Here is a 26,953-nt window from a genome sequence, read left to right as displayed (position 1 = left end):
GCTTTTCCTGCCCGGTGATCATCTTGAACAGGGTGGACGTGCCGGCGCCGTTGGGGCCGATGATGCCGACGATGGCGCCGGGCGGCACGATCATCGACAGATTGTCGATCAGCAGGCGGTCGCCGAAGGACTTGCTGACGTTCTTGAACTCGATCACCGAATTGCCGAGGCGTTCGCCCGGCGGGATGAAGATTTCGTTGGTTTCCTGACGTTTCTGGTAATCGACTGATTGCAGTTCGTCCAGCCGCGCCAAACGCGCCTTGCCCTTGCTGCGGCCGCCCTTGGCGTTCTGCCGCGACCATTCCAGTTCCTTCTGGATCGCTTTCTGCCGCGCCTTTTCCTGATTCTCTTCCTGCTTCAGGCGCTCGTCTTTCTGCACCAGCCAGTCGGTGTAGTTGCCCTTCCACGGGATGCCGCGGCCGCGGTCGAGTTCGAGGATCCACTCGGCGGCGTTGTCGAGGAAGTAGCGGTCGTGGGTGACCGCCACCACGGTGCCGGTATAGCGGTGCAGGAACTGCTCCAGCCATTCCACCGATTCGGCGTCCAAGTGGTTGGTCGGTTCGTCCAGCAGCAGCATGTCGGGTTTTTGCAGCAGCAGCCGGCACAGGGCCACGCGGCGCTTCTCGCCGCCGGACAGCTTGCCCACGATGGCATCCCACGGCGGCAAGCGCAGCGCGTCGGCGGCCACTTCCAATTGGTTCTCCAGGGTGTGCGCATCACCGGCGGCGAGGATGGCTTCCAACCGTTCCTGCTCCTTGGCCAGCGCGTCGAAATCGGCGCCTTCCTCGGCGTAGGCGGCGTACACGGCGTCCAGCGCGGCCTGCGCCTGCAGCACTTCGCCCACGCCTTCTTCCACCGCATGACGCACCGTGTGCTCGGGGTTGAGTTCCGGCTCCTGCGCTAGGTAGCCGACCTTGATCCCGGCCTGCGGGCGGGCTTCACCTTCGAAGTCCTTGTCCACCCCGGCCATGATCTTCAGCACGGTGGACTTGCCGGCGCCGTTCAGGCCCAGCAGGCCGATCTTGGCGCCGGGGAAGAACGAGAGCGAGATGTCCTTGATGATCTGCCGCTTGGGCGGGACCACCTTGGACACGCGGTTCATGGTGTAGATGTATTGCGAGGACATGCGTGCTCCGGGCGTGCGGCGGCAGCCATGCGTCGGGCATGGGCTGCGAAAAGGTGGTGCGGAATGCGCGAATTATACCGACTGCCGATGCCGGTTCGATGGTTGAACGGCGGCTGACGCACTGCGCGAGAACGCGGGTTTGGCGGCCGGGCATTCAGCAATGCGGGCGCAAAGTGGCTAGGCGCCACGGGCGGTCCCGGTGCGTGGCTGGCGCGGGATACAATCACAAACCCCCAACGCCCCCGGAGCCGCGATGTTTCCCCGTGCCGACCTGATTGCCGGATTCGACCCCGAACTTGCCAAAGCAATCGCCGATGAAAACCGACGGCAGGAAGACCACGTCGAATTGATCGCGTCCGAAAACTACGCCAGCCCGCGGGTGATGGAAGCGCAAGGAAGTCAGCTCACCAACAAGTATGCGGAAGGCTATCCCGGCAAGCGCTACTACGGCGGTTGCGACTACGTGGACGTGGCCGAACAGTTGGCCATCGACCGCTGCAAGCAGCTGTTCGGTGGCGATTACGCCAACGTGCAGCCGCATTCCGGCAGCCAGGCCAACCAGGCGGTGTATTTCGCGCTGCTTGCGCCGGGCGACACCATCCTCGGCATGTCGCTGGCCCACGGTGGCCATTTGACCCACGGCGCCAAGGTCAATGCCTCGGGCAAGCTGTTCAACGCCGTGCAGTACGGGGTGAACGATGCCGGCCTGATCGACTACGACGAGGTCGAGCGGCTGGCGTTGGAGCACAAGCCGAAGATGGTCGTGGCCGGGTTCTCGGCGTATTCGCAGGTCGTGGACTGGGCGCGCTTCCGGGCCATCGCCGACAAGGTTGGCGCGTATCTGTTCGTGGACATGGCGCATGTCGCCGGCCTGATTGCGGCGGGCGTCTACCCCAGCCCGGTGCCGCATGCGCATGTGGTGACCTCGACCACCCACAAGACCCTGCGTGGTCCGCGTGGCGGCATCATCGTCGCGAGCAAGGCGGGCATGGGCGAGCAGGCCGAGGAGATCGAGAAGAAGCTGCAATCCATCGTCTTCCCCGGTATCCAGGGCGGCCCGTTGATGCACGTGATCGCGGCCAAGGCAGTGGCGTTCAAGGAGGCGCTGGATCCCGCGTTCAAGGACTACCAGCAGCAGGTGGTGAAGAACGCGCAGGCGATGGCCAAGGTGATCATCGCCCGTGGTTACAAGATCGTCTCCGGTGGCACCCAGAACCACCTGATGCTGGTCGACATGATCGGCAAGGAGGTCAGCGGCAAGCAGGCGGAAGAAGCGCTGGGCAAGGCCCATATCACCGTCAACAAGAATTCGGTGCCGAACGACCCGCGCAAGCCCTTCGTCACCTCCGGCCTGCGCATCGGCACCCCGGCCGTGACCACCCGCGGCTACAAGGAGCCGGATTGCGTGGCGCTGGCGAACTGGATCTGCGACGTGCTGGACAACCCGAATGAAGACAGCGTGATCACCGGCGTGCGTGGCAACGTCGAGCTGCAGTGCAAGCAGTTCCCGGTCTACGGATAAGCCTTGTTCTGCCCGTTCTGCCAGCACGGTGACACCCGCGTGATCGATTCACGCGTGTCCGAGGACGGCGCGACCATTCGTCGTCGTCGCGAATGCGAAGCCTGCGGTGAGCGGTTCTCGACGCTGGAGGTGGTGGAACTCAAGCTGCCGGTGATCGTCAAGTCGGATGGCCGGCGTGAGGCGTTCGATGCGCGCAAGCTGCGGGTGGGCTTCGATCGTGCGCTGCAGAAGCGGCCGGTGTCCGAAGAACAGATCGAAGCGGCGGTGCGTGCGGTGGTGCACCAGCTGCGGATGGCAGCCGAGCGCGAAGTCGCGACGCGCAAGATCGGTGAATTCGTGATGGCAGAATTGCGCAAGCTCGACCATGTCGGTTATGTGCGGTTTGCCTCGGTGTATCGCAGCTTCGAGGACGTGGCGGACTTTCGCGAGGAAATCGAAAAACTGGAACGTGACTTGCCGGCCAGTGACAGCCAGCTGTCGCTCTTGGGCGGTGAGCCGGATAGCAAGGGGAAGCGAAAATGAGGGCGAAAATGAAAGCACTGAACTGGGTGCTGGCCTGCATGTTGGCCGGCTGTGCCACGATGAGCCAAGCGCAACAACCGCCACCTGCCACACAGCCTGCAACACAGGCATCCGGTCAGTTGGCACGAGCGCCGTCGCCAGCGGATGTTGCGTTGGCCGGTGAATACGAATTGGCCGGGGTGATGGATGCCGGCTCCGGCCTGCAGTTGCGTGCCGATGGCAGTTTCGAGTGGGGCTTCGGCTACGGCGCGCTGGACCTGTACGCACGGGGCAAATGGCAGCGCATCGGAAACACGGTCGAGCTGCAGGTGGAGGAGATGCGTTATCCGCCACAGGGCGCGGAGATGAAATTCGATCGGATGCGACTGCGCATCGACGGCCATGCCTTGGTCCCGTTCTGGCCCTGGGACATGGACGAGTTCGTCAAGGGCCGCGAACTTGGCCGTTATGAACGGAGCGACGAACAGGGCGAGCCATGAACTTCACCGCCACCGACCACGTCTTGATGGCGCGTGCATTGCGGCTGGCCGAGCGTGGTGCCTTCACCACCCGGCCCAATCCGATGGTTGGCTGTGTGATCGCGCAGGGCGTGGAGGTGGTGGGCGAGGGCTGGCACCAGCGCAAGGGCGGGCCACATGCGGAAGTCTTCGCGCTGCAGGCGGCGGGTGAGCGCGCCAAGGGTTCGACCGCGTACGTGACGCTGGAGCCCTGTGCGCATGTCGGCAGCACCGGACCTTGTGCGGATGCGCTGATCGCCGCCGGCGTAAGCCGTGTGGTGGCCGCGATGCGCGATCCGTTTCCGCAGGTCGATGGTGCAGGATTCGAAAAATTGCGCGCCGCCGGAATCACCACCGAATCCGGGCTGATGGAGGCGCAGGCGCGCGAGTTGAACAAGGGCTTCATCGCACGCATGGAGCGCGGCTGGCCGTGGCTGCGGGTGAAGCTGGCGACGACGTTGGACGGCCGCACCGCCACCGCATCCGGCGATTCGAAATGGATCACCGGTGATGCCTCGCGGCGCGATGTGCACCGCTGGCGTGCCCGTTGCGGTGCGTTGCTGACCGGTGCCGGCACGGTGCTGGCAGACGATCCGCATCTGACCGTGCGTTTGGACGAAGGCACAGCATTCGTGCCGCCGCTGCGGGTGGTGCTGGATCCGGGGCTGGCCACCGTCGCCCGCGGGCATGTGCGTGAAGGCGATGCACCGACGCTGTACCTGCACGCACCGGATGCCAAGCTTCCGCGTGGAATCGACATCGACCATGTGGCGATACCGGTGGAGAAGGGGAGGTTTGATCCGCTGGCCGTCCTGAAGCTGCTCGGTTCGCGCGGGATAAATGAGGTGCAGATGGAGGCCGGGGCGACACTTGCCGGTGCCTTCCTCGATGCGGGCCTGGTCGATGAGCTGCTGCTTTATGTCGCTCCGGTCCTGCTGGGCCCGAGTGCACGGCCCTTGTTCGACGGCTTGCACATCGACCAGATGGCACAGCGATTGAAGATGCGCAGGATCGACAGTGCGGTGGTGGGCGAGGATTTCCGTCTGTTGCTGCGGCCGGAGTCGGCCTGATGTTCACCGGCTTGGTGGAAGGTGTCGGCAACCTGCGCGCACGCGAGTTGCGCGGCGGCGACGCACGCTTGCTGATCGATGTGGGCAGCTTGCCCTTCACCGATGTGGCGCTGGGCGAAAGCATCGCGGTCAACGGCTGCTGCCTCACCGTGGTCGAGTTCGACACGGATTCGTTTGCGGTCGATGCCTCGAACGAGACGCTGGCGTTGACCACATTGGGCGCGCTGGCCATCGGCACGCCGGTGAATCTGGAGCGGGCGATGTTCCCGACGGATCGTCTCGGCGGGCACCTGGTCAGCGGCCATGTCGATGGGCTGGCCACGGCCACGCAATGTTGGGACGACGCGCGCGCGGTGCGCTGGCGCTTCGAACTCGCCAAGCCGCTGCTGCGCTACATCGCGAACAAGGGCTCGGTCTGCGTCGATGGCGTCAGCCTGACCGTGAACGCTGCCGATGACCGCGGGTTCGAGGTTGCGCTGATCCCGCACACCGTTGCGCACACCGCGTTTCATGCCCTGCATCCGGGCGCGCAGGTGAATATCGAAATCGACCTGCTGGCGCGCTACGCCGAGCGCCTGCAGGCCACGAAGGACTGGACATGAGTTTTGCGAGCATCCCGGAACTGCTGGACGAACTGCGCGCCGGGCGCATGGTGGTCATCGTCGATGACGAAGACCGCGAGAACGAGGGCGACCTGATCATGGCCGCCGAGTTGGTCAAGCCCTCCGACATCAATTTCATGGTGACCCACGCGCGCGGCCTGGTGTGCCTGTCGCTGACCCGCGAGCGCTGCGCGCAGTTGGGTCTGAATCCGATGGTGCGCGACAACACCTCGCCGCACCACACCAATTTCACCGTCAGCATCGAGGCTGCCGAAGGCGTCACCACCGGAATCAGTGCCTATGACCGCGCCCACACCGTGCGCACCGCCGTGCGCCCGGATGCCAAGCCGCATGACCTGTCGCAGCCCGGCCATATCTTCCCGCTGATGGCGCAGCCCGGCGGCGTGCTGAGCCGCGCCGGGCATACCGAAGCAGCGGCGGATCTCGCCCTGCTGGCCGGCTTTGAGCCTGCAGGCGTGCTGGTCGAGATCCTCAATGCCGATGGCAGCATGGCCCGGCGACCGGAATTGGAAGTGTTCGCACGCACACACGGGCTGAAGATCGGTTCGATCGAAGACCTGATCCGCCACCGCCTGGAAACCGAGCACACGGTCGAACGCATCGACAGCCGCGCCATCGCCACCGACCACGGCGAATTCACCCTGCATACCTACCGCGATCGCCTCAGCCATGGCCTGCATTTCGCGCTGGCACGCGGTGAAATCACCACGGCCGAGCCATTGCTGGTGCGCGTGCAGGCGCAGAATCCGCTGGCCGACGCGCTGCATTGGCGACGCCAGGATTTCGGGCCATTGACCGGCGATGTGTTGGCGATGATCGCCGCTGAAGGCACCGGCGTGCTGGTGCTGCTGGGCGATGCCCCCGACGCCGAGACGACCTTGGCACGTATCCGCGAGCAACCGGCGCCCACCGTGAACAAGACAGGCACGCTGGCACAATGGCGACGCACGGGGGCCGGTGCACAGATCCTGGCGGACCTGGGTGCACACAGACTGCGCGTGCTTGGCACCCCGCGGCGCCAGGTCGGGCTGGCCGGTTACGGGCTGGAAGTGGTGGACTACGTGGAAGTGCTGCCGCGCTAAACTGGTCGACCCCAATCCGGCCTGATGCCCATGCCGAACTACGAAGGCGATCTGCGCGTCCATTCGGATACCCGCTACGCGATCCTCGCGAGCCGTTGGCATCCGCGCGTGGTCGATGCGCTGGTCGAAGGTGCGCGTGCGGCGTTGCACGCCAATGGCGTGGCAGAGGTTGCGGTGGACGTGGTCCGTGTGCCAGGCGTGTGGGAGCTTCCGCTGGTGGCGCGCGACCTGGCGCGGGCAGGCCAGCACACTGCGATCATCGCCTTGGGCTGTGTGGTGCGCGGCGACACCCGACACTACGAGGAAGTGGCCGATGGCGCGGCGCAGGGCCTGATGCAGGTGGCGCTGGAGACCGGGGTGCCGGTGCTGAATGGTGTGCTGGCGGTCGAGCGCATGGAGGATGCGCTGGCGCGTGCCGGGGGTGCCCACGGCAACAAGGGCGAGGAAGCCGTACTCGCCGCGATCGAGATCGTGGACCTGCAGCGCAAGCTCGCGGCCGGGCTGCGCTGATGGCCGCGGCTTACACTGTGGCGATGGGAGCCGACAGATGAACAAACATCGCAAGGACGGGATCAATCCGGCGGCGCGTTCGCGTTCGCGCCGGCGTGCGCTGCAGGCTATCTATGCCTGGCAGATCAGCGGCGGTGACGTGCGTGCACTGATCGCGCAGTTCGCGCACGAGCAGGCGCACGAAGAAGCCGATCTCGAGTATTTCGAGGATCTCGTACGCGGCGTGCTGCGCCATGCCGACGAACTCGATGGTGCGCTTGCGACCTACATCGACCGCACGGTGGAGGAGGTGGACCCGGTCGAGCGTGCTGCCTTGCGCATCGCCGCCTATGAGTTGGTCTATCGGCCCGACATCCCCTATCGGGTCGTCATCAACGAGGCCATCGCGGCGACCAAGCGCTTCGGTGCCGAACATGGGCACACCTATGTCAATGGCGTGCTGGACAAGGCCGCCGCCGCGCTGCGCAGGCTCGAGGCGCAGCCATGACACGGCTTCGCGCGTTGGCGCTTGCAGGCAAGGCTGCCGGATAAGGCCGGATGCTTGAATTCGACCTGATTGCACGCATCCGGCAACGGGCTGGCTTGCGCGAGGATGTGGTCCTCGGCATCGGGGATGACTGCGCACTGTTGAGTCCGCCGGCCGGCATGCAGCTGGCGGTGACCACCGATACGCTCAATTGCGGGGTGCACTTCCCGGAGGAAACCGCGCCCTTCGATATCGGCTGGAAGGCGCTGGCAGTCAATCTTTCCGACCTTGCCGCGATGGGCGCACGCCCGGCCTGGTGCACCTTGTCGCTGTCCCTGCCCGAAGCGGAGGCAGGTTTCGTAGACGGGTTCCTGGACGGTTTCCTGACAATGGCGCAGCGGCATGACGTGGCCATCGTGGGTGGCGACACCACCCGCGGTCCGTTGTCAATCAGTGTCGCCGCACTTGGCTTCATCGGGCCGGGACAGGCGCTGCGCCGGGATGGTGCGCGTGCCGGGGACGACATTTGGGTCAGCGGCACGCTCGGCGATGCTGCCGCCGCGTTGGCGCAATGGCAGGCCAATGCGCCGATTGACTTGGCCCTGCGTGCGCGGCTGGATCGTCCAACGCCACGGCTCGAATTGGGTCGCGCGTTGTGCGGGATCGCGTCGGCCTGCATCGATGTGTCGGATGGGTTGCTGGCCGACCTGGCGCATGTGTGCGATGCCAGCGGCGTTGGAGCCGAGTTGCAACTGGAGGCGCTGCCTGCGTCGGCCGCATTGGATGCGGCGTTTGACCTCGGCACCCGACGGCAGCTGCAGGCCACGGGTGGTGATGATTACGAATTGTGTTTCTGCGCTCAGGCCGTGCATCGGGCACAGGTGGAAGCCATCGCGAGGGACATCGGGACGCCGGTGAAGCGGATTGGCCAGGTCACCGAGGGGTGTCGCGTCATCGTCAGATCCAGCCAAGGTGAAACTTGGTTGCCTCCAAGTGCCGGTTACGTGCATTTCGGCGAGACCGCCGCCAAGCCGTCCGAAAGAAGACAGTAACCCTCTGGGCGAGTCCCGGGCGAACTGGGGGAATCCGCGTAGCCTCATCGCCGGGCGCAGGTCGCGGACGATGAGGAGTGGGGTGACGCATCATCAATGCAGACAGGCCCCAGCCGCCGAGCCTACCGCGGCATCCGCATGGGCCTCGGCGGTCGCACGAATCGAATGGGTCTGGGGGGCCAAGGATGAGGCGGCAGCCGCTGACGGCACGGTTTGACGACGTTGCATCCGGGGTTGGAGTGCCCGGATGGCTCGGCGGGAAGGGGCATCGGGTTTCGCGACGCCCAGCGGCCAACCTGACTACTCTTCTTCGTCTTCTTCCTCGTCCCCCGATGCTCCATCCGGCCTCGCTTTGGGCAATGCTTGCAGCAAGGGGGCGATCAAGGCAGCCGGAACCACGGTCACTTTGCCGTCGCCCGCCAACCCGGGTTGTGCTTCGATTGGACGATCCGCTGCTACTGCTGCATTGAAAGGCAGCAGCGGCGCAGTGATCTGGAGGTCTCTGGCGGTGGGCACGTTGCCTGTGATGTCGCGGTACAGCGTCAACGCCAGCAGCAGCGAAGCCTGGATATTGGGGTGCTGCCCATCCGGGAGGGGATTGCTTCCGGGCTGGGCCTTGCGAAAGGAATCAAGTGCTCCAGCGGCGTTGAATATCGAGCCTCCGACCTGTTCGGCAACGTTGCGGGCGCTGTAGCCAAGGCGCGCATTCCACCTGCGGTCCGGTCCCCAGGAGGAAAACACAAGGACCTTTGCGTTTTGCGTGCGCGCCAGATTCGCGAAGGCCCTGTAGGCACGGAGGCTGGCGGTGCAAGGTGCATTACGCTGTGCCTTGGCCATGCAGGCCGCAAGCTTGCCTCCCTGCTCCTGCAGGACGATGGCGTCATAGCGGTTTTGCCCCAACGCAGCGGAGGCATGGCCGTCGTCGAGGCGGTCGCTGAGGGTTCCGCCCGGTGCGGCGAAGGTTTCGGTAATGATCGGGGTTCCTTGCGCCGTGCCCACCGCGCGCAGCAGGGCGGGCAGGTTGTTGGTGTAAGTCATGTCGTTGCCCACCAGCAGGACCCGATAGGCGCGTGCGGGGGGGGCGGTGGGGGCCTGGGCCTGGGTCGGTCCAGGATTGAGGGCAAGCAGAAAGAGTAGGAGTGAGACGAAATGATGTGTGCGCATGATCGTGATGATCCTCTGCAAGGGCTTGGCGGCGAAGCCGATCGTCGTCGGCGATACTCTAACTCCGTGCGGGCAGCAGGAAGTCATTGTTGCTGCGATCGGCATCCGGCAGCGTGTGGTCGGGGTCGATGGTCAGCCGGATGGCGAATTGGGTGCTGTCGATGGTGATCGAAGGCGTGCCGCCGTAGCGCCAGGCTTCCACCGGCACCCGGATGTCGCGCTGGCTGCCATCGGCAAAGGCAATCCGCAAGGTGGCCGGCATCACCAGCTTCTGCCGACTCAGCAGTTGCACCTTGATGCCTTTGATCGGGTCATTGTCGACATAGCCGGCACTGGTGATGCCCATGTCGAGCTGCCAGTTGTTGAAATACCAGCCGCGCCACCACCACGACAGATCCTCGCCGGCGGCGCTTTCCATGAAGCGGAAGAAATCCGATGCGGTCGGGTGCCGCCATTTCCAGGTGGCGATGTAGGCGCGGAAGGCCGGGTCGAAACGCTCCGGGCCAAGGATCTGCTCGCGCAGCAGCACCAGCCCGAGCGCGCCCTTGAAATAGGTCAGCGGGTGGCGATATTTCTCGCTGATGGTGTCGGGCAAGGCCATCAGCGTCGGCGCGTTGGCGTCGGCCAGCAGCGGCAGGATTTCATCGACCGGATTGCCGCCGCCGGGCGCATATTCGCCGTCGCGTTTGGGCGCGTATTCGCCGTGGTTGAAGGCGTCCTGCGCGTAGACGTCGATGAAGGTGTTGAAGGCCTCGTCCATGAAGGCTTCGCGGCGTTCGTTGGAGCCGACCATCATCGGGAACCAGGTGTGGCCGATCTCGTGGGCGGTGATCCAGAACAGGAACTTGCCGCCGTCTTCGTACCCGTCGAACACGATCCCCGGGTATTCCATGCCGGCGCCGTGGCCACCGAGGTTGATCGCCACCGGCCACGGGTAGGGCGCCCACGTCGAGGAGAAATGTTCGAGCGCACCCTTCAGGTATTCGGTGGAGCGGTCCCACTTGTCCTGGCCCACGGCTTCGGCCGGGTACACCGACATCGCCAGTGCGTGCTTGCCGTCCGGCAGGTTGACCCGCGCGGCGTCCCAAACGAAGGCGGGCGAGGCGGCGAAGGCCACGTCGCGGGTCGGGCTCATGTGGAAGCGCCAGGTTTGGGTGCCCGTGCGGGTTGGGCGCGAGGCCGGATCGTCCACTTCTTCTGGCTTGCGGATATAGACGGTCGCGTCACTTTGCGCGGCCTGCGCGAGGCGCTGGCGCTGCTCGGCGGTGAGCACCTCGGCGGGATTCATCAATTCGCCGGAACCGGCCACGATCCAGTTCCACGGCACCGTCACCGAATAATCAATCGTGCCGTATTCGAGATAGAACTCCGAGCCGAGGTAGGGCAGGGTGTCCCATCCGCGCAGGTCGTCGTACACCGCCATCCGCGGATACCACTGCGCGATCTCGTAGATCTCGCCATTCCTGGTCGGGGTAATCGCGGTGCGCCCGCCCCAGGTGCCGGGCACGGTGTAGTGATAGGCGATGTGCAACTTGAGCTGGCCGCCGTGGCCGCGCAGTGCGGTAGGCAGGTCGACGCGCAGGCGGGTGTCGTCCACGAGATAGTGAACGGGCTTGCCGTCAATCTCGATGGCGTCGAGCTGATAGCCGTCGGTGGACATGCCCGGTTTCTTCGGCCGGGGGGAGGTCAGCGCGCCGCGCGAGTCGGGGCGGTAGGCGTTCTGGTCGAGCTGCAGCCACAGCACATCCAGCGCATCCGGGCTGTGGTTGGTGTAGGTGATGGTGACATCGCCGTGCAGGCTGCGGGTGGCCGGATCGATGCGCGCGCTGATCGAATAATCGGCACGGTTCTGCCAGAACGCGCTGCCGGGGCGACCGGCGCCATCGCGGATCGCGGTGGCGGGGTTGGGCAGTTGCAGCGGTGCGAACAGGGTCTGCGGGTCGAAGCTGTTGGCTTGTGTCTGTGCCTGCGCAGGTCTGCTGGTGGCCAGCGGCAGTGCCAACAGGACCGACACCAGGATCCGGGGAAGCATGGCCGTGCTCGCGCAGGATGGAAAAGTCGATTGTGGGTGTTTCCGGTCGCGCGGCAATCGGCCAGAAGTCATCGCTGGAGGGCTTGGATCAGGCCGAATCCGGCAACAACTTGCCCGGATTGAAGATGCCGTCCGGATCGAACGCGGCTTTGACCGCGCGCATCGTCGCCAAAGTGGCCGGATCGAAAGCGCACGTCATGAAGTCGCGCTTGGATAGGCCGATGCCGTGTTCGCCCGACAGCGCGCCGCCCAGCGCCAGCGCCAATCCGAAAATGCGCGGCAGCGCCGCCTGCGCACGCGCGGTTTCGTCGGCATCGTCCGGGTGATAGAGGATGTTGACGTGCAGGTTGCCGTTGCCGGCGTGCCCGAAGCTGACGATGGGCAGGGCGAATTCCTCTGCCAGCGCTTCCACGCCCGCCACCAGGGCCGGGATTTGCGACACCGGCACCACCACGTCCTCGTTGATCTTGCCCGGTGCAATGCTGCGCAGGGCCGGCGAGAGCGCGCGACGCGCGGCCCAGAGCCGGTCGCGGGCGGTGCCGTCGGTCGCCACGTCCATGTCCAGCAGGCCGTCGCCATCGGCGGCGGCACCGAGCGCGGCAAGGATGTCGGGCAGAGCCTCGTGGCTGCCGTCGGCCTCGATCAGCAACATCGCGCCGGCATCGGGAACCTCGCTGCCGTTCTGCCGCAGCAATTCGAGGCTGCGCCGGTCCAGGAACTCCAGCATCGCCGGCACGACGGGCTGCGCCATCAGCCGCGACACCGCCGCGGCGGCGGCGCTGGCGTCGCGATAGAACGCCCGCAGCCCGGCTTGCGCCTGCGGGCATGGCGCGAGCTTCAACGTGGCCTCCACGATCAGCGCCAACGTGCCTTCGCTGCCGATCAACAGGCGGGTGAGGTCGTATCCGGAGGAACACTTCGTATAAGCACCACCCACATGGATCAGCGCACCGGCACCGGTGACGGCGACCAGGCCGAGCACGTTGTCGCGGGTGGCGCCGTACTTCACCGCACGCGGGCCGCCGGCATTGGTGGCGAGGTTGCCACCAATGCTGCAGGTCTCGAAACTGGACGGATCCGGTGGCCAGAACAGGCCATGCGGCTGCAGGGCCTGCTGCAGTTCAGCGTTGAGCACGCCCGGTTCCACCACGGCGCAGCGGTCGTCGGCACGGATGGCGAGGATGCGGTTCATGCGCGTGAAGGACAGCACCACGCCGCCTGCGGCGGGCACCGCCGCGCCGGTGGTGGCGGTGCCGGCGCCACGCGCCACGATCGGCACGCGATGACGGCGGCAGGCGCGCACGATGGCCTGCACCTGCGCACGGTCCTGCGGCAATGCCACTGCTGCCGGCAGGGCGTGGCGGCGAGAATCGTCGCTGGCAAGGGCTTCGCACGCGGCCGCATCGGTGCGCCAACCCGCGCCGAGCAGGGCCGCGAGTTCGTGCATCAATGGGGCCGGTAACGAAGGCGGCGATGGCATGTCAGCACTCGTCGGCACGGAACGCATCGCGCAGCCATGTGATTTTCGGTGCGGCAGGATCGCCGCTGGCCGCGATCACGTCGAACCGGCATGGTGCGTTGGCGTAACCGGAATTGCGGGCGAGGAACAACAGCGCCGCACGCACCAGTTTGCGGCGCTTGCCGGCATCCACCGAGGCCGCGCCGCCACCGAAGGCAGCATGTTCTCGGTAGCGCACTTCGACAAACACCACGCTGTCGCCGTCTTGCATCACCAGATCCAGTTCGCCGCCACGCATCTGCACATTGCGCGCCAGCAGTCGCAGCCCCTGTGCTCGCAGGAAATCGAGCGCGGCGTCTTCGCTGGCCGCGCCGCGGAGTTGTCGATTCGGCTCAGCGTGCGCCATCGCCCAGCGGCACCGGGACGCCGCCGGTGAACTGCGACCAGCTCGGACGACGCAGGATATTGCCGAAGCCGTCCAAGCTCAGTCGGCCGGTGGCACCGGCCACACTGGTGTTGGGTTGCAGTGCCAATTGCTCCAGATGGCCGGTCAGCAACCAGGCGTCATAGCCGAAGGCGAACAGCCGTGCGGCCGGGCCCTTGGCGGTGCGCGCCTGCGCCGCTGCGTTGGATTGCGCGGGCAGGCCGTGCACGCGCTGTACCAGCCAAGTCTCGGTCGGGAAGATGATGCCATCCAGCACGGCATCTTCGGTCGGTTTACCCGTGCCGCTGACGATCTGCGAGCTGGCCAGTCGCGGCAATCCGGACAGGCCAGCCGCTGCCAATTGCGGGGCCAGCGTGCGTGCCTGTGCGCCTTTCAGGACCAACAGCACGGCATCTGGCGACGCACCGGCCTGTGCCTTCAGCGCATCGGTCATCTGCGCGCTGTAGCCGAGGCTGCCGATGATGCGAACGCCCCGGCGTTCCAGCGCCGCCTTGGCCGCCTCTGCGGTGCGCCGCTGCACCTCCTCGCTGCCCGCGACGATCAGCACGGCGTGACTGCCGCGATCGACCAGCGCTTGGGCGAGGCTGACGCCCTCATCTTCTGGCGACAGCGAGAATGCTGCGCTGCCTGGCGGCGGCGTCTTGCTGCCGCGATTGAGTGCCAGCAGCGGAACATCCGGCGTGTCGTCGGCAAATGCCGCATCCACATCCTCGCGCGACAGCGGTCCGACCAACAGGTCATTGCCATCCGCTTCTGCGCGGGCGATCGCGGCAGCGGCCCCGCCACTGGTGTCGTAGAAATGCAGGGTCGGACGTCGGCGCGATTCGCCGTAATAGCCGGTCAAGTAGCCATCTCGGACTGCCGCTGCGACCGCTGCCTGGCTGCCAGACATCGGCAGCAGCAGGCCAACCCGCAGGGGAGGGCGGTAGCCATCGCCAGCTGCGGGCGGTCGTCCGGCGTCGCCGAAGCTGGTGTCTCCACGGTCGAAGGCATGCGGCAGCGGCAGCCCACGACGCAGCAAGGCGCGACCGGCGAAGTTGTACAGCGGATCGCCTGCCGGAAGCTGGGCTGCATCCCGCGAAAGGCTGGTGTCATCCAGCTGGGCGAGCAGGCGGTCGATCGCCGCGCCATTGTCGCGGCGGGCCTGCCCGCTGAGGCCAGCGTGATTTGCGGCGAGTGCCCGCGCTTCTGAAAACGCGCCGGAGTACGCATGGGCCACGGGCGTGCGCGAGACGTTGGAAACACCGGAGCAGCCGGCCAGCGCCAACGTCAGGATCAGGGGAAGTGATCGCATCAAGGCCACGGTCTTGGACGCCTGTCGATAAACTGAAGGGGATTCTAACCGCGTGGACGGATGCAGGCATGGATGGGACCGGAACGCTTTACGTGGTCGCCACCCCGATCGGCAACCTCGGGGATATCGGGCCGCGTGCGTTGGACACCCTGCGCGGCGTGGCCGCGATCTGCGCCGAGGACACCCGTCGCAGTGGGCAACTGCTGGCCCATTTCGGGATTTCCACGCCCTTGCTGGCGCTGCACGAACACAACGAGGACGCCATTGCGGCCAGGATCGTCGCTCGCCTGCTGGCCGGCGAATCGATGGCATTGGTCTCCGATGCGGGCACGCCGCTGGTGTCCGATCCTGGCTTCCGGCTGGTGCACGCGGCACGCGTCGCCGGCGTCCGGGTCAGTCCGGTGCCCGGCGCCAGTGCCTTGATCGCCGCGCTCAGCGTGGCCGGCCTGCCCAGCGACCGTTTCGTCTTCGAGGGCTTCCTGCCGGCCAAGGGCAACGCCCGTCGCGAGCGCTTGCAGGGATTGGCGGCTGAATCGCGGACACTGATTTTCTACGAATCCTCGCACCGCATCGACGACACCCTGGCCGACATGGTGCAGCTGTTTGGCGCAGGGCGCCGCGCGGTGCTGGCGCGTGAGTTGACCAAGCTGTTCGAGACCGTGCTGGACGGTCGCTTGGCCGAATTGCAGGCCAGGGTCGAAACCGATCCCGACCAACGCAAGGGCGAATTCGTGCTGCTGGTGCACGGGGCCGAGGATGATGCTGACGCCAGGATCATCGAAGGCCGTCGCCTGTACGCCAAACTCAGCCAGCACTTGCCGCCATCGACCGCCGCCAAGCTGGCCGCGGAGCTGTCGGGTGCGCCGCGCAAGGCTTTGTACGGCTCGGATTGAACAAAGCGCCCAGGGAATTGCCGATCCGTCCGGTGGTCCTCAATCGCGGTCTGGCGCACCGAGCGGGAAATGGCTGCGGAACGGACGTGCTTCATCCACTGCCCGCTTGAATGCGGGGCGCGCAAGCAGGCGTTGGCGATAGGCATGCACGCGGGTGAAACGCGGGTCGATGGCGTGCGTCCAGTCCGCATAGAACAAGAACGGTGCTGCACCGCAATCGGCCATCGAGAACGCATCGCTCGCTGCCCATTCGCGTCCGGTCATGTGCGCATCCAGCCAAGCATACGCGGTCTCCAGCATCGCGCGCGCCTTGTCGACGCCGTGGGGGTCGCGGTTGGCCTCGGCACACAGGCGGTCGAACACCACCTTCTGCTGCGGCGTGGAGATGTAGTTGTCGAAGAAACGATCCAGCATCCGTACGTCCAGCGCGGCTTCTGCGTCTGGTGGGATCAAGGTCGTGGGCCCGGGATGGTGCACCTGCAGATACTCGATGATGCAGCTGGCCTCGAGCACCGTGCGCGACCCATCCACCAACACCGGGAAGCGCTTCATCGGCCACAACGCTGCCAGTTCGGTACTGTTTTGTGCGATTTCCAGATTGCGATAGTCGAACGGCGTAGCGTTCTCGTACAGCGCCGTCAGCACCTTCTGGCAATAGGATGAGAACGGATGGGCGTACAGGCGCAGCGCGGGCGTGGACATCGGCGTCTCCGATCGTGGAATGCCTGTACGACGAATGGAGGCATCGAAATTCGACAGGCTTGCGGGGGATGCGAAATTTTGGGGGATTCGCGACCCAGGCTTGAATGGGGCGTGTGGAGGGAAAGGGCCTGGGGCCCGACGTTTGCGTAGCAAACGTTGGGAGCTTCAATCGTGCCGAGCACGATTGAAGCTGGCGACGGAGCCGGCCGATAAGCCGGGTTCTGTGCGGTGCTTGCGCACCGTGGCAATCATTCCTCTAGGCGCACGGTCACCCGTACGCTCAAGCAACCTACCCGGAGGCTCCGCGGGTCGCATCACCGCCTCCCTATTTGGTCTTGCTCCCGGTGGGGTTTGCCGTGCCGGTCTGTTGCCAGACTCGCGGTGCGCTCTTACCGCACCATTTCACCCTTGCCCGCATCCCGAAGGACCGTCGGCGGTATCTTTCTGTTGCACTTTCCGTCGGCTCGCGCCGCCCAGGCGTTACCTGGCACCGTACCCTGTGGAGCCCGGACTTTCCTCGGCACCGGTTGCTCGGTGACGCGATTGCCTGGCCGACTCCGTCGCGTCCATTGTACGGCCTGCGCGTGGCGGCAAGCTCAATCGCCGCATTCCAGCGTGGTTTCGCCCAGGAACACGCCATTCGGCCCGAAACGGCGCTCGATGATCGTGCCGTTGCCGCCGTGATCGACCAGCACCAGGGTGCTGGCGCGGGTGCCGTAGTCCTGACCGACGACGAAGGCCGAGGAAAGGTGCCGTTCCATGTCGCGCGGAATGCCGGTTTGCGGCAGTGCATCGTCATCGGCGATCCGCGCGTCGGCCAGCGCATCCCACAACGGGTCAAGCGACGTGGCTCCACGGCGGGCCCAATCCCGCAGCACCGCCTGCAAGCGCTGTGTCTTTGGCCATGGGGCATCGAAGGGGCCATTGGAAATGGCGTGCACGCCGGGCGTGATCGGTCGCATGCCGTGCGCGGGATGGTTGCCCACGTGGGCGCAAGTCGTTGCATCCGCCAGCACCAGATTGAAGGGTGCATAGGCCTCGGCGTGGCGCGCAATGGCTTCCGCACAGGCGTCGGCAGCGGCGGATCCAACGAGGAAGTCGGTTGGCAGGGCGCCGCGCGAGGGGCCATGGAAGGGAGCAGGCAGGCCGTCGCGGACATTGGTGACCACCGCGACGCGTCCTTGCGGGCCCAGGCCCATCCAGGTCCCGCCCGAGCGCAGGTCGCGGCCGGCAAGGATGGGCAGGTCGGTCCAGGCGGCCAGGTCCGCGGTCGGTCTGGCATGCCATTCATCGCGGTTGCCGGCCATGACCAGCCGCCAGCGTGGGTGAGTGTTCCAACCGATTCCGACCAGGCACATGCGGCGATTGTGCGCGATGAATGGGGCCTTGATTTGTGCGGTGCAGCACGGCCGCGTGACGACTGAGCCTTGGGCGGGCGCCGTCGTGCGCGCGGTTCAAATCTCAAAATTTGAGACGAAACATTAGCTTGTGGATAAGCCTTGAGTAACTTCTTGAAGTTTACTGCAAGTCCTTGACCGGACAAAAGAAAAACACGTCGAAACTTGTTGACAGTGCTTCGGTCGCTGCCTAATGTGGAGATACGTGGGGAAACCGGGGAATTTGTGGTTTTCCTTCGCGTGAATCGATCCACCCGCATCGACCGAACCGGGACGACTGGGCAGCATGTTTCAGGGCGAAACCGCCATCACCATCGACGACAAGGGCCGGCTGGCGATCCCGACCGCCTTCCGCGAGCAAGTTGCGTCCGTGTGCGGGAATCGCCTCGTCATCACCTATGACGCCTTCGAAAGCACCGGGCTCTACATCTACCCGTACCCGGCATGGGAGCCGGTGCGTGATCGCGTCAACGCGCTGTCGAAGACCAAGCGTGCGCATCGCGTGCTGCAGTTGAAGTTGGTGGGTGCGGCGGAAATCGTCGAATTGGACGGAAATGGGCGGATTTCGATTCCTGCCAGCCATCGCAAGGTGGCGGGGATCGATCGCCGTGCGGTGCTGGTGGGGATGGGGGACAAGTTCCAGCTGATGAGTGAGGCCGACCACATGGCCCTTGCCCAGCAGGCACTGGGGGATGAGGACCTGGGTGACGAGCTCGAGGGCTTCAATCCATGAGCGGCGGTGGCGCGGACGCCACGTCCGCCCACCTGCCGGTGATGTTCGCGGAGGTCATGGACGGGCTGGCGGTGAAACAGGACGGGATCTATCTCGACGGCACCTTCGGGCGTGGCGGACATGCCCGCGGCATCCTGCAGCGGCTGGGTCCGAAGGGACGGCTGCTGGTGATGGACAAGGACCCGGAAGCGATCGCGGTGGCCACCCGGATGGCGGCGGCTGACGTGCGCCTGCAATGGCGGCGCGGCAGCTTCGCGGGCTTGGCGGAATGGGCGGGAGCCGACGGCCTCGATGGCGTGCTGCTTGATCTGGGCGTGTCTTCGCCGCAGTTGGATGTGGCCGAGCGTGGGTTCTCGTTCGCCAAGGATGGACCGCTGGACATGCGGATGGACCCGGACTCCGGCGAGAGTGCCGCCGATTGGTTGCAACGCGCGTCGGAAAAAGAGATTGCCGATGTGCTGTGGCGCTACGGCGAGGAGCGCCAGAGCCGCAGGATCGCACGCGCCATCGTGGCGCAGCGCGAAGAAGCGCCGCTACGGCGAACTGCCCAATTGGCCAGCCTGATCGCCTCGGTGCTGCCGCGTGGCGCCAGCAAGACCCATCCGGCGACGCGCAGCTTCCAGGCCATTCGCATCCATATCAATCGTGAACTGGCCGACCTCGAATCCGGCCTCGACGCGGCGCTGGCACGGCTGAAGCCGGAAGGTCGATTGGCGGTGATCAGCTTCCACTCGCTGGAAGACCGCATCGTCAAGCAATTCATGGCCCGTCATGCCAAGGCTCCGCCGGCGAATCGGCGGATGCCGGTCCAAGTCGCGTTCACGCCGGTGCTGGCCTTGATCGGTGGCGCGCAGAAAGCAGGCGAGGCGGAGCTTGCGGCCAATCCGCGCGCGCGCAGCGCGGTGTTGCGGGTGGCCAGCAAGCTGCCGGTCGCGGGGCCGGGGGTCGCCGCATGATGCGCATGTTGCTCCTGACGCTGCTGGTTTGCGCCAACGTGGCCACTGCGCTGTTGATCGTCCGCGATCGCCACGAGCATCGGCAGGCGTTCATCGACCTGACCCGGCTGGAGAAAACGCGCGATGAACTGAACATCGAGTTCGGGCGACTCCAGCTCGAACAGGCGACATGGGCGGAAAGCGGCCGCATCAATCAGGTGGCGACCGCGAAGTTGGGCATGCTGTATCCGCGCACCGAAGATGTGGTGGTGCTGCGGCGATGATGACGCGTTTCGGCAAGCGCCTGCGTTGGCTCGGTGGCGGGGATCGCCGAGCGCGCGCCGTGCGCGGGTACCCGATGGCTTTCGACTTGCGTCGGCGGATGTTGCTGGTTGCTGGATTTCTGGCCCTTGGTTCGATGGCGCTGCTGGCGCGCGCATTGGACCTGCAGGTCATCAACCATGCGTTCTACCAGCAACAGGGCGATGCACGCTTCCTGCGCGAGATTCCGATCGTGGCTTCGCGCGGCATGATCACCGACCGCAACGGCGAGCCGCTGGCGATTTCCTCGCCGGTGGAATCGGTCTGGGCCAACCCTAAGGAACTGCTCGCGGCGCCGGAGCGGCTTCCCGAACTGGCTGATGCGCTGGGTATTGCCCGCGACGAGCTGGCCAATCGCCTGAGTGCGCGCGCCGACAAGGAATTCGTATTCCTCAGGCGGCGCATGAACCCGGACGAGGCGGCGCGTATCCTTGCGCTCGGTATCCCCGGCGTGTTCAGCCAGCGTGAATACCGCCGTTTCTACCCACAGGGCGAGGCACTGGCGCAGATTCTGGGGTTCACCGACGTCGACGATCGCGGCCAGGAAGGGCTGGAGCTGGCGTTCGACGACTGGCTGAGTGGCAAACCTGGCGTCAAGCGCGTCATCCGTGACCGTGCCGGAAGGATCGTCGAAAACGTCGACTTGGTCCACGCAGCGCAGCCCGGGCATGACTTGACCCTGAGCATCGACCGGCGCATCCAGTACCTGACCCATCGTGAGCTGCGCAATGCCATCGTCGAAACCGGCGCCAGCAGTGGCTCGGCGGTGGTGCTCGACGTCCACACCGGTGAAGTGCTGGCGATGGCCAACCTGCCGACCTTCAATCCGAATGCGGTGGGAAGCGCGCCGCGGGATGCCCACCGCAACCGCGCTGTCACCGACCTGCTCGAGCCGGGGTCGACGATGAAGCCGCTGACCGTGGCGGCGGCGCTGGAAGCCGGCGTGATCACGCCGGGAACGCTGTTCAACACCAGCCCAGGCTGGATTGCAAACGGCAAGTACCGGACCACCGACACCCACAACTACGGCGTGCTCGACACCACCGGGGTGATCCGCAAGAGTTCCAACGTCGGTGCGGCCCTGATCGCCAGGCGCCTGACCGATGTCCAATTCGATGATTTCCTGCGTCGCTTCGGCTACGGCAGGAGCACCGGCAGCGGCTTTCCGGGCGAAGCGGCGGGCCTGTTTCCACAGCCCGCGCGTTGGAGCGGCACCACCAAGCAGACCATGAGCTATGGCTACGGGCTGTCGGTAACACCGTTGCAGATCGCCATGGCGTATGCCGCGCTCGGCAATGGTGGCCTGCTGCACCAGCCGAGCTTCATCCGGGGCGAGAACAAGCCGGCACGGCGGGTGCTGGACCCCAAGGTTGCAGCCGAAGTGCTGCGCATGATGCAGACCGTCACCGAGACGGGCGGCACCGCGATCCGCGCGGCCATCCTCGGTTACCACGTCGCCGGCAAGACCGGCACCTCGCGCAAGGCCAGTGGGGGCGGTTATTCACGGCGTTACATCGGGTATTTCGCCGGCTTGGTGCCGGTGGACCATCCGCGTTTTGCCATGGTGGTCGCAGTCAACGATCCCGATCCGGCGCGCGGCAGCTACTACGGCGGCGTGGTCGCAGCGCCGGTGTTCCACAACGTGATGGAAGGTGCGCTGCGGCTCATGGACGTGCCGCCCGACGACCTCCCGGCATGGCTTGCGGCACAGGCCGAGGCCGATGCCAAGCGCCTGCGAGCGCAAGGTCGCGCCGCGCCAGCGACGCCCGCCACTGCTGCGGCTTCCGCTGCGGGGAGGGCACCATGACCCGATCGATGCTTCTGGGCGAATTGCTGCCGGAGCTGGAAGGGTTGTCGGCTGAGTTGGCCATCACCGGGCTGGTGCAGGACAGCCGTGAGCTCAAGCCGGGTGATGCCTTCGTTGCGATTGGCGGGTTCGGCACCCATGGGTTGACGTTCTGCGACCAGGTGCGCGCCGAAGGTGCCGCCGCGATCCTGTACGAACCACCGGCGCCCGACGCCCTGCCTGCCCCTGCAGACGCCATCGCGGTGCCGGGCCTGCGTGCGCGCATGGGGACGATGGCCGATGCCTTCCATGGGCATCCCAGCGCCGGCTTGGCGATGGTTGGCGTCACCGGGACCAATGGCAAGACCTCAACCGTGCAGTTGCTGGCGCAGGCGTGGACGCTGCGAGGGCAGAGGGTCGGCACCATCGGCACGCTCGGCGCCGGCATCTGGCCGAACACGATGCCGACCGGATTCACCACCCCGCTGGTGCTGCGCCTGCATGCCTTGCTGGCTGAGTTGCGCGACGAAGGCGCGGCTGCGGTGGCGATGGAAGTGTCCTCGCATGCGCTCGACCAGGGCCGCGTCGATGGCGTGCACTTCGATGTCGCCGTGTTCACCAACCTGACCCGCGACCACCTCGATTACCACGGCGACATGGCGCATTACGGTGCCGCCAAGTCCAGGCTGTTCCATTTGCCGGGACTGCGCGCCGCGGCAGTGAACATGGATGATGCGTTCGGCCGCGAGTTGCATGCGGCGGTTACGGGCAAGGTTCGCGCGCTCGGGTTCTCATCGCGCGGCGCGGCCGGGGCGGACGTGATCGCAGAGGGCTTGGTGCTCGACGGCGCCGGCATCGCCTTCATGCTCCACGCCGGTGGCCAAGCGCATCCCGTGCGTTCGATGCTGCTGGGCCGCTTCAACGTCGACAACCTGCTCGGCGTGGCGACCACGCTGTTCGCCATGGGCATGGCGCCGGCACTGATTGCGCAAACCCTGTCGGAACTTTCGCCGGTCGACGGCCGCATGAATCGCCTGGGTGGCGAGGCCGGGTTGCCGCTGGTGGTGGTGGATTACGCGCACACGCCGGATGCCCTTGAACAGGCGTTGGCCTCGCTGCGTGCGCATACGGTCGGCACGTTGACCTGCGTGTTCGGCTGCGGTGGCGAGCGCGACACCGGCAAGCGCCCGCAGATGGCGGCGATTGCCGAGCGCTTGGCCGATCGCGTCATCGTCACCGACGACAACCCTCGCCACGAGGACGGCGACGCAATCGTCGCCGACATCCTCGCAGGCTTTGCCGGCGGGGAGGGCGTGACCGTGCAGCGTGATCGTGCCGCCGCAATTGCAAACGCCATCGCCGCTGCGGGTGGCGACGATGTGGTGCTGATCGCCGGCAAGGGCCATGAGCCGTATCAGGACGTGGCCGGCATCAAGCACCCGTTCGAAGATGCCGCAGTGGCGCGCGACTGCCTGCGGAGGCACGCATGAAGCCGCGCCCGCTCTCATGGCTCGCGCAGGCGACCGGCGGTCGCTTGATCGGCGTGGACCGTTCGATCAATGCCGTGGCCACCGACACCCGCGCGCTGCCTTCGGACGGGGCGCCGCTGTTCGTGGCACTGAAGGGCGAACAGTTCGATGGCCATGCGCATGTCGCGGCGGCGGCGGCGGGCGGCTGCGTGGCCGCACTGGTCGCGCATGAGGTGGATGTCGCGATTCCGCAGGTGGTGGTGGGGAACACCGAGCGTGCGCTCGGCGAGTTCGCCGCCGCGGTGCAACGCGAGCGCGCCACCCGCGTGCTGGCGATCACCGGCAGCAATGGCAAGACCACGGTCAAGACCCTGCTGCATTCGATCCTTCGCGAACTCGGTGGTGCCTACGCCAATCCCGGCAACCGCAACAACGAGATCGGCCTGCCGCTGGCTGTGTTGGACGCGCCGGAGATGGCGCGCTACGCGGTGTACGAAATGGGCGCCGGCAAGCCGGGCGATATCGCCTACCTCACGGCGATCGCGCGTCCGGACGTGGCGTTGGTCAACAATGTCGCAGCGGCGCACCTGGAGCGCATGGGCAGCCTGCAAGGCGTGGCCGAGACCAAGGGTGCGATCTACGACGCCTTGCCGGAGGATGGCGTGGCCGTGGTCAATGCCGATGACGCGTTCGCACTGTATTTTGCCGAGCGCGTCCATGGTTGTCGCACCCTGCGTTTCGGTTTGGACGCCCATGCCGATGTAACGGCAAGTGAAATCCACGCCAGCATGGCCGGCGTGCAATTCGTGCTGTCCACCCCCATCGGCGAGGTCGAAGTGTCCTTGCCGTTGCCGGGTCGGCACAACGTGCGCAACGCGCTGGCCGCTGCAACGATGGCGCTGGCGGTGGGGGCCGACCTCGAGCAAGTCCGCGCAGGCCTGGCGCAGTCAGCGCCGGTCTCAGGGCGCCTCGTCACCCACCGCCTTGGCGATGGCGCGCTGCTGATCGATGACAGCTACAACGCCAACCCGGGATCACTGGACGCGGCCATCGATGTGTTGGCGGAGGCTTCTGGCCAGCGCTGGCTGGTGCTGGGCGACATGCGCGAACTGGGCGATGGCGCAGCCGAGCTGCATGCCCTCGCCGGCGAACGCGCGCGCGCGGCGGGAATCTCGCGGCTGTATGCCCATGGACCACTGAGCGCACGCGCAGTCGAAGGATTCGGTTCCGAAGGGCGCCATTTCGACAGTCACGAGGCCTTGATCGCCGCGTTGTCGACCGCCCTGCGGGAGGCCGATGCCGATCCGCGGCGTCCAGTGGCGTTGGCCATCTTGGTCAAGGGTTCACGCGGCAGCGCGATGGACAGGATCGTGAACGCGCTGCTGCAGGGCGATGTCGGTCGTGGCAAGGAGACTCCCGATGCTGCTTGAACTCACCCGCTGGTTGGAGACCCTGCAGCGCCACTTCGGGCTGTTCAACTACCTGACCTTCCGCGCCATCCTGTCTGCGCTCACGGCGCTTGTGCTGTCGCTGTGGTGGGGGCCGCGGATGATCCGCCAACTGGCCCAACTGAAGGGCGGCCAGCCGATCCGCACCGACGGCCCGCAGTCGCATTTTTCCAAGGCCGGCACGCCGACCATGGGTGGCTCGCTGATCCTGCTGTCGGTGGCGGTTGCCGTGCTTCTGTGGGGCGACTTGCGCAACAAGTATGTCTGGGTGGTGCTGGTGGTGATGCTTGGTTTCGGTGCGATCGGCTGGGCCGACGACTGGATCAAGATCGTCAAGCGCGATCCCAACGGCATGCGCTCGCGCACCAAGTACGCGCTGCAGTCGCTGCTTGGCTTGGTCGCGGGAATCTACCTGTACGCATTCGCCGATGTGCCAGCGGCGACGACGTTCTACGTGCCGCTGTTCAAATCGATTGCCTTGCCGATGGCAGGCGCGGGGTTCGTGGCGATCGCCTATCTCTGGATCGTCGGCTTTTCCAATGCGGTCAACCTGACCGATGGGCTGGATGGCTTGGCGATCATGCCGACCGTGCTGGTTGCGTGTGCGCTGGGCGTGTTCGCGTACGCCTCGGGCCACGCCACCTTCGCGACCTATCTCCAGATCCCGAAGGTGCCAGGGGCAGGCGAACTGATCATCATCTGTGGCGCTATCGCGGGTGCCGGTCTCGGCTTCCTTTGGTTCAACACCTACCCGGCGATGGTATTCATGGGCGATATCGGCGCACTGGCGCTGGGTGCGGTGCTTGGCACCATCGCCGTGATCGTGCGCCAGGAGCTGGTGCTGGTGCTGATGGGCGGGATCTTCGTGATCGAGACCCTGTCGGTGATGATCCAGGTCGCCAGCTTCAAGATCACCGGCAAGCGCGTGTTCCGGATGGCGCCGATCCACCATCACTTCGAACTCAAGGGCTGGCCGGAGCCGCGGGTGATCGTGCGCTTCTGGATCATCAGCGTGGTGCTGGTGCTGGTCGGCTTGGCCACGTTGAAGGTGCGCTGATGAACGCCGTCCTCGACGCCGCCACCCATGACAGCCGCCGCCAGGCCACCCGGGTCGGCGAGATCGGTGGCCGTTACGATCCGTGGTTGCTGGGAAGCGTGCTCGCATTGGCCTGCCTCGGGGTGGTGATGGTGGGTTCGGCGGCGATCGCCGGCGGTGGCCAGGGCGCGGGGCCGTGGCATTTCCTGACCAAGCATGCGTTTTATCTGGGCTGCGGGTTCGTGGTTGCGGCGCTGGTCATGCGGGTCGAGTTGAAGTCCATCGAGAAAAATGGCCTTTGGCTGTTGCTGGCCTGCTTCGCGGTGCTGGCGATGGTGTGGCTGCCTTTCGTCGGCAAGACCGTGAATGGTGCGCGGCGTTGGATCAACCTGGGCCCCGCCAGCTTCCAGGCGGTGGAGATGGTGAAGGTGTTCTTCATCGTTTGGCTGGCCAGCTACCTCAAGCGCTACAACGAGGATGTCGCCGAAACCTGGTACGCGATGATCAAGCCCGCCATGGTGGCGGTGCTGCTGGTCGGCATGTTGCTGGTGCAGCCAGACTTTGGCTCCTCGGTGCTGCTGTTGGGTATCACCGCCGGCATGCTGCTGTTGGGCGGGGCGCCGATCAAACGGTTGATCCTGCCCGTGCTGGTGCTGATCCCGGGCTTGATCGCGTTGGTGGTGCTGGAGCCCTACCGCATGCGGCGCGTCACCTCGTTCATGGATCCGTGGCAGGACCAACTCGGCGCCGGCTACCAGCTCAGCAATGCGCTGATGGCGATCGGGCGCGGTGAATGGTTCGGCGTCGGCCTGGGCGCATCGGTACAGAAACTGTCCTACCTGCCGGAAGCGCACACCGATTTCATTTTCTCGGTGATGGCCGAAGAGCTTGGTCTGGTCGGCGTCTGCGTGGTGGTCGGCCTCTACCTGCTGCTGGCCGGACGGGCATTCTGGTTGGGCCTGAAGTGCGTGGAAATGAAGCGTCATTTCTCCGGCTATCTTGCCTTCGGCATCGCCCTGTGGGTGACGCTGCAAAGCTTCGTCTCGATGGGCGTCAACCTCGGCATGTTGCCGACCAAGGGCCTGACCCTGCCGTTGGTGTCCTACGGCGGCTCCAGCGTGTTGATGACCTGCGGCGCGGTGGGACTGCTGCTGCGGGTGTCTTGGGAATACGAGCGCGCGGCAAGGCAAGTTGCGCTGCGGCGGTCGGTCGGCAGTGCATCCGCGCAGGGGGTGCCGCCCGTAGCCGCACAACCACCTGTGACTGCGGTGGAATCCGGCGTGCGCGGCAGCGTGCGCGGTCGTGGCCGGATCGAGCCGGTGCTGGGGCGTCCTGCCTGCGAGCCCGCACTGGGGAGGGCGCGTTGAGC

Annotated in this window: 26 protein-coding genes and 1 other RNA gene; 18 read left to right on the top strand and 9 right to left on the bottom strand. The window is 66.0% G+C overall.

Annotation, left to right across the window (positions count from 1 at the left end; genetic code table 11):
* Window positions 1-1,126 (bottom strand): energy-dependent translational throttle protein EttA (ettA, locus tag IT472_RS04435; RefSeq protein WP_297178982.1); only part of this gene is annotated, 1,126 nt, incomplete at its 3' end.
* A 253-nt stretch (window positions 1,127-1,379) separates the two neighbouring features.
* Here ettA and glyA point away from each other — a divergent pair.
* From glyA to thiL, 9 genes are read left to right on the top strand one after another with little or no spacing between them, the layout of a single operon-like run.
* On the top strand, window positions 1,380-2,648 hold the full coding sequence (glyA, locus tag IT472_RS04430; RefSeq protein WP_297178979.1) for a serine hydroxymethyltransferase: 1,269 nt from the start codon (window positions 1,380-1,382) through the stop codon (window positions 2,646-2,648).
* 3 nt (window positions 2,649-2,651) lie between these two features.
* Window positions 2,652-3,170, top strand: a complete 519-nt coding sequence (gene nrdR / locus IT472_RS04425) for a transcriptional regulator NrdR (protein WP_297178976.1) — start codon at window positions 2,652-2,654, stop codon at window positions 3,168-3,170.
* An 8-nt stretch (window positions 3,171-3,178) separates the two neighbouring features.
* On the top strand, window positions 3,179-3,649 hold the full coding sequence (locus IT472_RS04420; protein WP_297178973.1) for a hypothetical protein: 471 nt from the start codon (window positions 3,179-3,181) through the stop codon (window positions 3,647-3,649).
* Window positions 3,646-4,737, top strand: coding sequence for a bifunctional diaminohydroxyphosphoribosylaminopyrimidine deaminase/5-amino-6-(5-phosphoribosylamino)uracil reductase RibD (gene ribD, locus IT472_RS04415; protein ID WP_297178970.1), 1,092 nt, complete (start codon window positions 3,646-3,648; stop codon window positions 4,735-4,737). The genes IT472_RS04420 and ribD overlap by 4 nt, the downstream gene beginning before the upstream one ends.
* Window positions 4,737-5,339 carry a riboflavin synthase gene (locus IT472_RS04410; protein WP_297178967.1) on the top strand — a complete coding sequence of 201 codons (603 nt, stop codon included), beginning with the start codon at window positions 4,737-4,739 and terminating at the stop codon, window positions 5,337-5,339. Before ribD ends, IT472_RS04410 begins: the two co-directional genes overlap by 1 nt.
* A complete protein-coding gene (gene ribB / locus IT472_RS04405) occupies window positions 5,336-6,442 on the top strand; it encodes a 3,4-dihydroxy-2-butanone-4-phosphate synthase (RefSeq protein WP_297178964.1) in 1,107 nt (368 codons plus the stop codon). Before IT472_RS04410 ends, ribB begins: the two co-directional genes overlap by 4 nt.
* Window positions 6,443-6,472: 30 nt before the next feature.
* Window positions 6,473-6,952: a 6,7-dimethyl-8-ribityllumazine synthase gene (gene ribH, locus IT472_RS04400; RefSeq protein ID WP_297178987.1), complete on the top strand. Its 480-nt coding sequence runs from the start codon at window positions 6,473-6,475 to the stop codon at window positions 6,950-6,952.
* A gap of 37 nt (window positions 6,953-6,989) precedes the next feature.
* Window positions 6,990-7,439, top strand: a complete 450-nt coding sequence (gene nusB, locus IT472_RS04395) for a transcription antitermination factor NusB (protein WP_297178961.1) — start codon at window positions 6,990-6,992, stop codon at window positions 7,437-7,439.
* Between the two features lie 50 nt (window positions 7,440-7,489).
* Window positions 7,490-8,470, top strand: a complete 981-nt coding sequence (gene thiL, locus IT472_RS04390) for a thiamine-phosphate kinase (protein WP_297178958.1) — start codon at window positions 7,490-7,492, stop codon at window positions 8,468-8,470.
* Window positions 8,471-8,770: 300 nt separating this feature from the next.
* Here thiL and IT472_RS04385 read toward each other — a convergent pair whose 3' ends face one another.
* The 5 genes from IT472_RS04385 to IT472_RS04365 all read right to left on the bottom strand — a co-directional run bounded on the left by IT472_RS04385 (window position 8,771) and on the right by IT472_RS04365 (window position 14,864).
* The gene (locus IT472_RS04385) at window positions 8,771-9,739 is read right to left on the bottom strand and encodes a hypothetical protein (RefSeq protein WP_297178955.1); all 969 of its coding nucleotides are present in this window, start codon (window positions 9,737-9,739) and stop codon (window positions 8,771-8,773) included.
* Window positions 9,693-11,666 carry a M1 family metallopeptidase gene (locus tag IT472_RS04380; RefSeq protein ID WP_297178952.1) on the bottom strand — a complete coding sequence of 658 codons (1,974 nt, stop codon included), beginning with the start codon at window positions 11,664-11,666 and terminating at the stop codon, window positions 9,693-9,695. The genes IT472_RS04385 and IT472_RS04380 overlap by 47 nt, the downstream gene beginning before the upstream one ends.
* An 88-nt stretch (window positions 11,667-11,754) precedes the next feature.
* Window positions 11,755-13,146, bottom strand: a complete 1,392-nt coding sequence (locus IT472_RS04375) for an FAD-linked oxidase C-terminal domain-containing protein (protein ID WP_297178949.1) — start codon at window positions 13,144-13,146, stop codon at window positions 11,755-11,757.
* Between the two features lies 1 nt (window position 13,147).
* Window positions 13,148-13,531, bottom strand: a complete 384-nt coding sequence (locus IT472_RS04370) for a YraN family protein (RefSeq protein ID WP_297178946.1) — start codon at window positions 13,529-13,531, stop codon at window positions 13,148-13,150.
* Window positions 13,518-14,864, bottom strand: coding sequence for a penicillin-binding protein activator (locus IT472_RS04365; protein ID WP_297178943.1), 1,347 nt, complete (start codon window positions 14,862-14,864; stop codon window positions 13,518-13,520). Before IT472_RS04365 ends, IT472_RS04370 begins: the two co-directional genes overlap by 14 nt.
* 68 nt (window positions 14,865-14,932) lie before the next feature.
* Between IT472_RS04365 and rsmI the strand changes: the two genes are divergently transcribed.
* Entirely contained in the window at window positions 14,933-15,757 is an 825-nt protein-coding gene (gene rsmI, locus IT472_RS04360; RefSeq protein WP_297178940.1) for a 16S rRNA (cytidine(1402)-2'-O)-methyltransferase, read from the top strand.
* Between the two features lie 39 nt (window positions 15,758-15,796).
* Here rsmI and IT472_RS04355 read toward each other — a convergent pair whose 3' ends face one another.
* The 3 genes from IT472_RS04355 to IT472_RS04345 form a co-directional block, all read right to left on the bottom strand.
* Window positions 15,797-16,459 (bottom strand): glutathione S-transferase family protein, encoded by a 663-nt coding sequence (locus IT472_RS04355; protein ID WP_297178937.1) that lies wholly within the window; start codon window positions 16,457-16,459, stop codon window positions 15,797-15,799.
* A gap of 194 nt (window positions 16,460-16,653) precedes the next feature.
* Window positions 16,654-17,018, bottom strand: an RNA gene (rnpB, locus tag IT472_RS04350) — RNase P RNA component class A.
* Window positions 17,019-17,055: 37 nt separating this feature from the next.
* Window positions 17,056-17,817 carry an NRDE family protein gene (locus IT472_RS04345; protein WP_297178934.1) on the bottom strand — a complete coding sequence of 254 codons (762 nt, stop codon included), beginning with the start codon at window positions 17,815-17,817 and terminating at the stop codon, window positions 17,056-17,058.
* 316 nt (window positions 17,818-18,133) lie between these two features.
* On the opposite strand from IT472_RS04345, the gene IT472_RS04340 reads away from it, so the two are divergent.
* The 8 genes from IT472_RS04340 (at window position 18,134) to ftsW (ending at window position 26,951) form a co-directional block, all read left to right on the top strand.
* Entirely contained in the window at window positions 18,134-18,589 is a 456-nt protein-coding gene (locus tag IT472_RS04340) for a division/cell wall cluster transcriptional repressor MraZ (RefSeq protein ID WP_297178985.1), read from the top strand.
* Window positions 18,586-19,545 (top strand): 16S rRNA (cytosine(1402)-N(4))-methyltransferase RsmH, encoded by a 960-nt coding sequence (rsmH, locus tag IT472_RS04335; RefSeq protein ID WP_297178930.1) that lies wholly within the window; start codon window positions 18,586-18,588, stop codon window positions 19,543-19,545. The genes IT472_RS04340 and rsmH overlap by 4 nt, the downstream gene beginning before the upstream one ends.
* Entirely contained in the window at window positions 19,542-19,808 is a 267-nt protein-coding gene (ftsL, locus tag IT472_RS04330) for a cell division protein FtsL (RefSeq protein ID WP_297178926.1), read from the top strand. The genes rsmH and ftsL overlap by 4 nt, the downstream gene beginning before the upstream one ends.
* Window positions 19,809-19,882: 74 nt before the next feature.
* Window positions 19,883-21,652 (top strand): penicillin-binding protein 2, encoded by a 1,770-nt coding sequence (locus IT472_RS04325; RefSeq protein ID WP_343231808.1) that lies wholly within the window; start codon window positions 19,883-19,885, stop codon window positions 21,650-21,652.
* Entirely contained in the window at window positions 21,649-23,121 is a 1,473-nt protein-coding gene (locus IT472_RS04320) for a UDP-N-acetylmuramoyl-L-alanyl-D-glutamate--2,6-diaminopimelate ligase (RefSeq protein ID WP_297178923.1), read from the top strand. The genes IT472_RS04325 and IT472_RS04320 overlap by 4 nt, the downstream gene beginning before the upstream one ends.
* Window positions 23,118-24,530, top strand: a complete 1,413-nt coding sequence (gene murF / locus IT472_RS04315; protein ID WP_297178920.1) for a UDP-N-acetylmuramoyl-tripeptide--D-alanyl-D-alanine ligase — start codon at window positions 23,118-23,120, stop codon at window positions 24,528-24,530. The genes IT472_RS04320 and murF overlap by 4 nt, the downstream gene beginning before the upstream one ends.
* Window positions 24,520-25,605 carry a phospho-N-acetylmuramoyl-pentapeptide-transferase gene (gene mraY / locus IT472_RS04310; protein WP_297178917.1) on the top strand — a complete coding sequence of 362 codons (1,086 nt, stop codon included), beginning with the start codon at window positions 24,520-24,522 and terminating at the stop codon, window positions 25,603-25,605. Before murF ends, mraY begins: the two co-directional genes overlap by 11 nt.
* Window positions 25,605-26,951 (top strand): putative lipid II flippase FtsW, encoded by a 1,347-nt coding sequence (gene ftsW, locus IT472_RS04305; protein ID WP_297178914.1) that lies wholly within the window; start codon window positions 25,605-25,607, stop codon window positions 26,949-26,951. Before mraY ends, ftsW begins: the two co-directional genes overlap by 1 nt.
* Window positions 26,952-26,953 lie beyond the last annotated feature (2 nt).

This window comes from Thermomonas sp. (genome assembly GCF_020850895.1).
GTDB lineage: Bacteria > Pseudomonadota > Gammaproteobacteria > Xanthomonadales > Xanthomonadaceae > Thermomonas.
The sequence above is the reverse complement of the archived record's forward strand: the minus strand, read 5'-3'. Positions and strand labels throughout refer to the sequence as shown.

Bases quoted from the DNA above. Each gene is read 5' to 3' on its own strand.
- glyA (WP_297178979.1), top strand. From the start codon at position 1,380: ATGTTTCCCCGTGCCGACCTGATTGCCGGATTCGACCCCGAACTTGCC.
- IT472_RS04420 (WP_297178973.1), top strand. From the start codon at position 3,179: ATGAAAGCACTGAACTGGGTGCTGGCCTGCATGTTGGCCGGCTGTGCC.
- ribD (WP_297178970.1), top strand. From the start codon at position 3,646: ATGAACTTCACCGCCACCGACCACGTCTTGATGGCGCGTGCATTGCGG.
- IT472_RS04410 (WP_297178967.1), top strand. From the start codon at position 4,737: ATGTTCACCGGCTTGGTGGAAGGTGTCGGCAACCTGCGCGCACGCGAG.
- ribB (WP_297178964.1), top strand. From the start codon at position 5,336: ATGAGTTTTGCGAGCATCCCGGAACTGCTGGACGAACTGCGCGCCGGG.
- ribH (WP_297178987.1), top strand. From the start codon at position 6,473: ATGCCGAACTACGAAGGCGATCTGCGCGTCCATTCGGATACCCGCTAC.
- nusB (WP_297178961.1), top strand. From the start codon at position 6,990: ATGAACAAACATCGCAAGGACGGGATCAATCCGGCGGCGCGTTCGCGT.
- thiL (WP_297178958.1), top strand. From the start codon at position 7,490: ATGCTTGAATTCGACCTGATTGCACGCATCCGGCAACGGGCTGGCTTG.
- IT472_RS04385 (WP_297178955.1), bottom strand. From the start codon at position 9,739: ATGCCGATCGCAGCAACAATGACTTCCTGCTGCCCGCACGGAGTTAGA.
- IT472_RS04380 (WP_297178952.1), bottom strand. From the start codon at position 11,666: ATGCTTCCCCGGATCCTGGTGTCGGTCCTGTTGGCACTGCCGCTGGCC.
- IT472_RS04375 (WP_297178949.1), bottom strand. From the start codon at position 13,146: ATGCCATCGCCGCCTTCGTTACCGGCCCCATTGATGCACGAACTCGCG.
- IT472_RS04370 (WP_297178946.1), bottom strand. From the start codon at position 13,531: ATGGCGCACGCTGAGCCGAATCGACAACTCCGCGGCGCGGCCAGCGAA.
- IT472_RS04365 (WP_297178943.1), bottom strand. From the start codon at position 14,864: ATGCGATCACTTCCCCTGATCCTGACGTTGGCGCTGGCCGGCTGCTCC.
- rsmI (WP_297178940.1), top strand. From the start codon at position 14,933: ATGGATGGGACCGGAACGCTTTACGTGGTCGCCACCCCGATCGGCAAC.
- IT472_RS04355 (WP_297178937.1), bottom strand. From the start codon at position 16,459: ATGTCCACGCCCGCGCTGCGCCTGTACGCCCATCCGTTCTCATCCTAT.
- IT472_RS04345 (WP_297178934.1), bottom strand. From the start codon at position 17,817: ATGTGCCTGGTCGGAATCGGTTGGAACACTCACCCACGCTGGCGGCTG.
- rsmH (WP_297178930.1), top strand. From the start codon at position 18,586: ATGAGCGGCGGTGGCGCGGACGCCACGTCCGCCCACCTGCCGGTGATG.
- ftsL (WP_297178926.1), top strand. From the start codon at position 19,542: ATGATGCGCATGTTGCTCCTGACGCTGCTGGTTTGCGCCAACGTGGCC.
- IT472_RS04325 (WP_343231808.1), top strand. From the start codon at position 19,883: ATGGCTTTCGACTTGCGTCGGCGGATGTTGCTGGTTGCTGGATTTCTG.
- IT472_RS04320 (WP_297178923.1), top strand. From the start codon at position 21,649: ATGACCCGATCGATGCTTCTGGGCGAATTGCTGCCGGAGCTGGAAGGG.
- murF (WP_297178920.1), top strand. From the start codon at position 23,118: ATGAAGCCGCGCCCGCTCTCATGGCTCGCGCAGGCGACCGGCGGTCGC.
- mraY (WP_297178917.1), top strand. From the start codon at position 24,520: ATGCTGCTTGAACTCACCCGCTGGTTGGAGACCCTGCAGCGCCACTTC.
- ftsW (WP_297178914.1), top strand. From the start codon at position 25,605: ATGAACGCCGTCCTCGACGCCGCCACCCATGACAGCCGCCGCCAGGCC.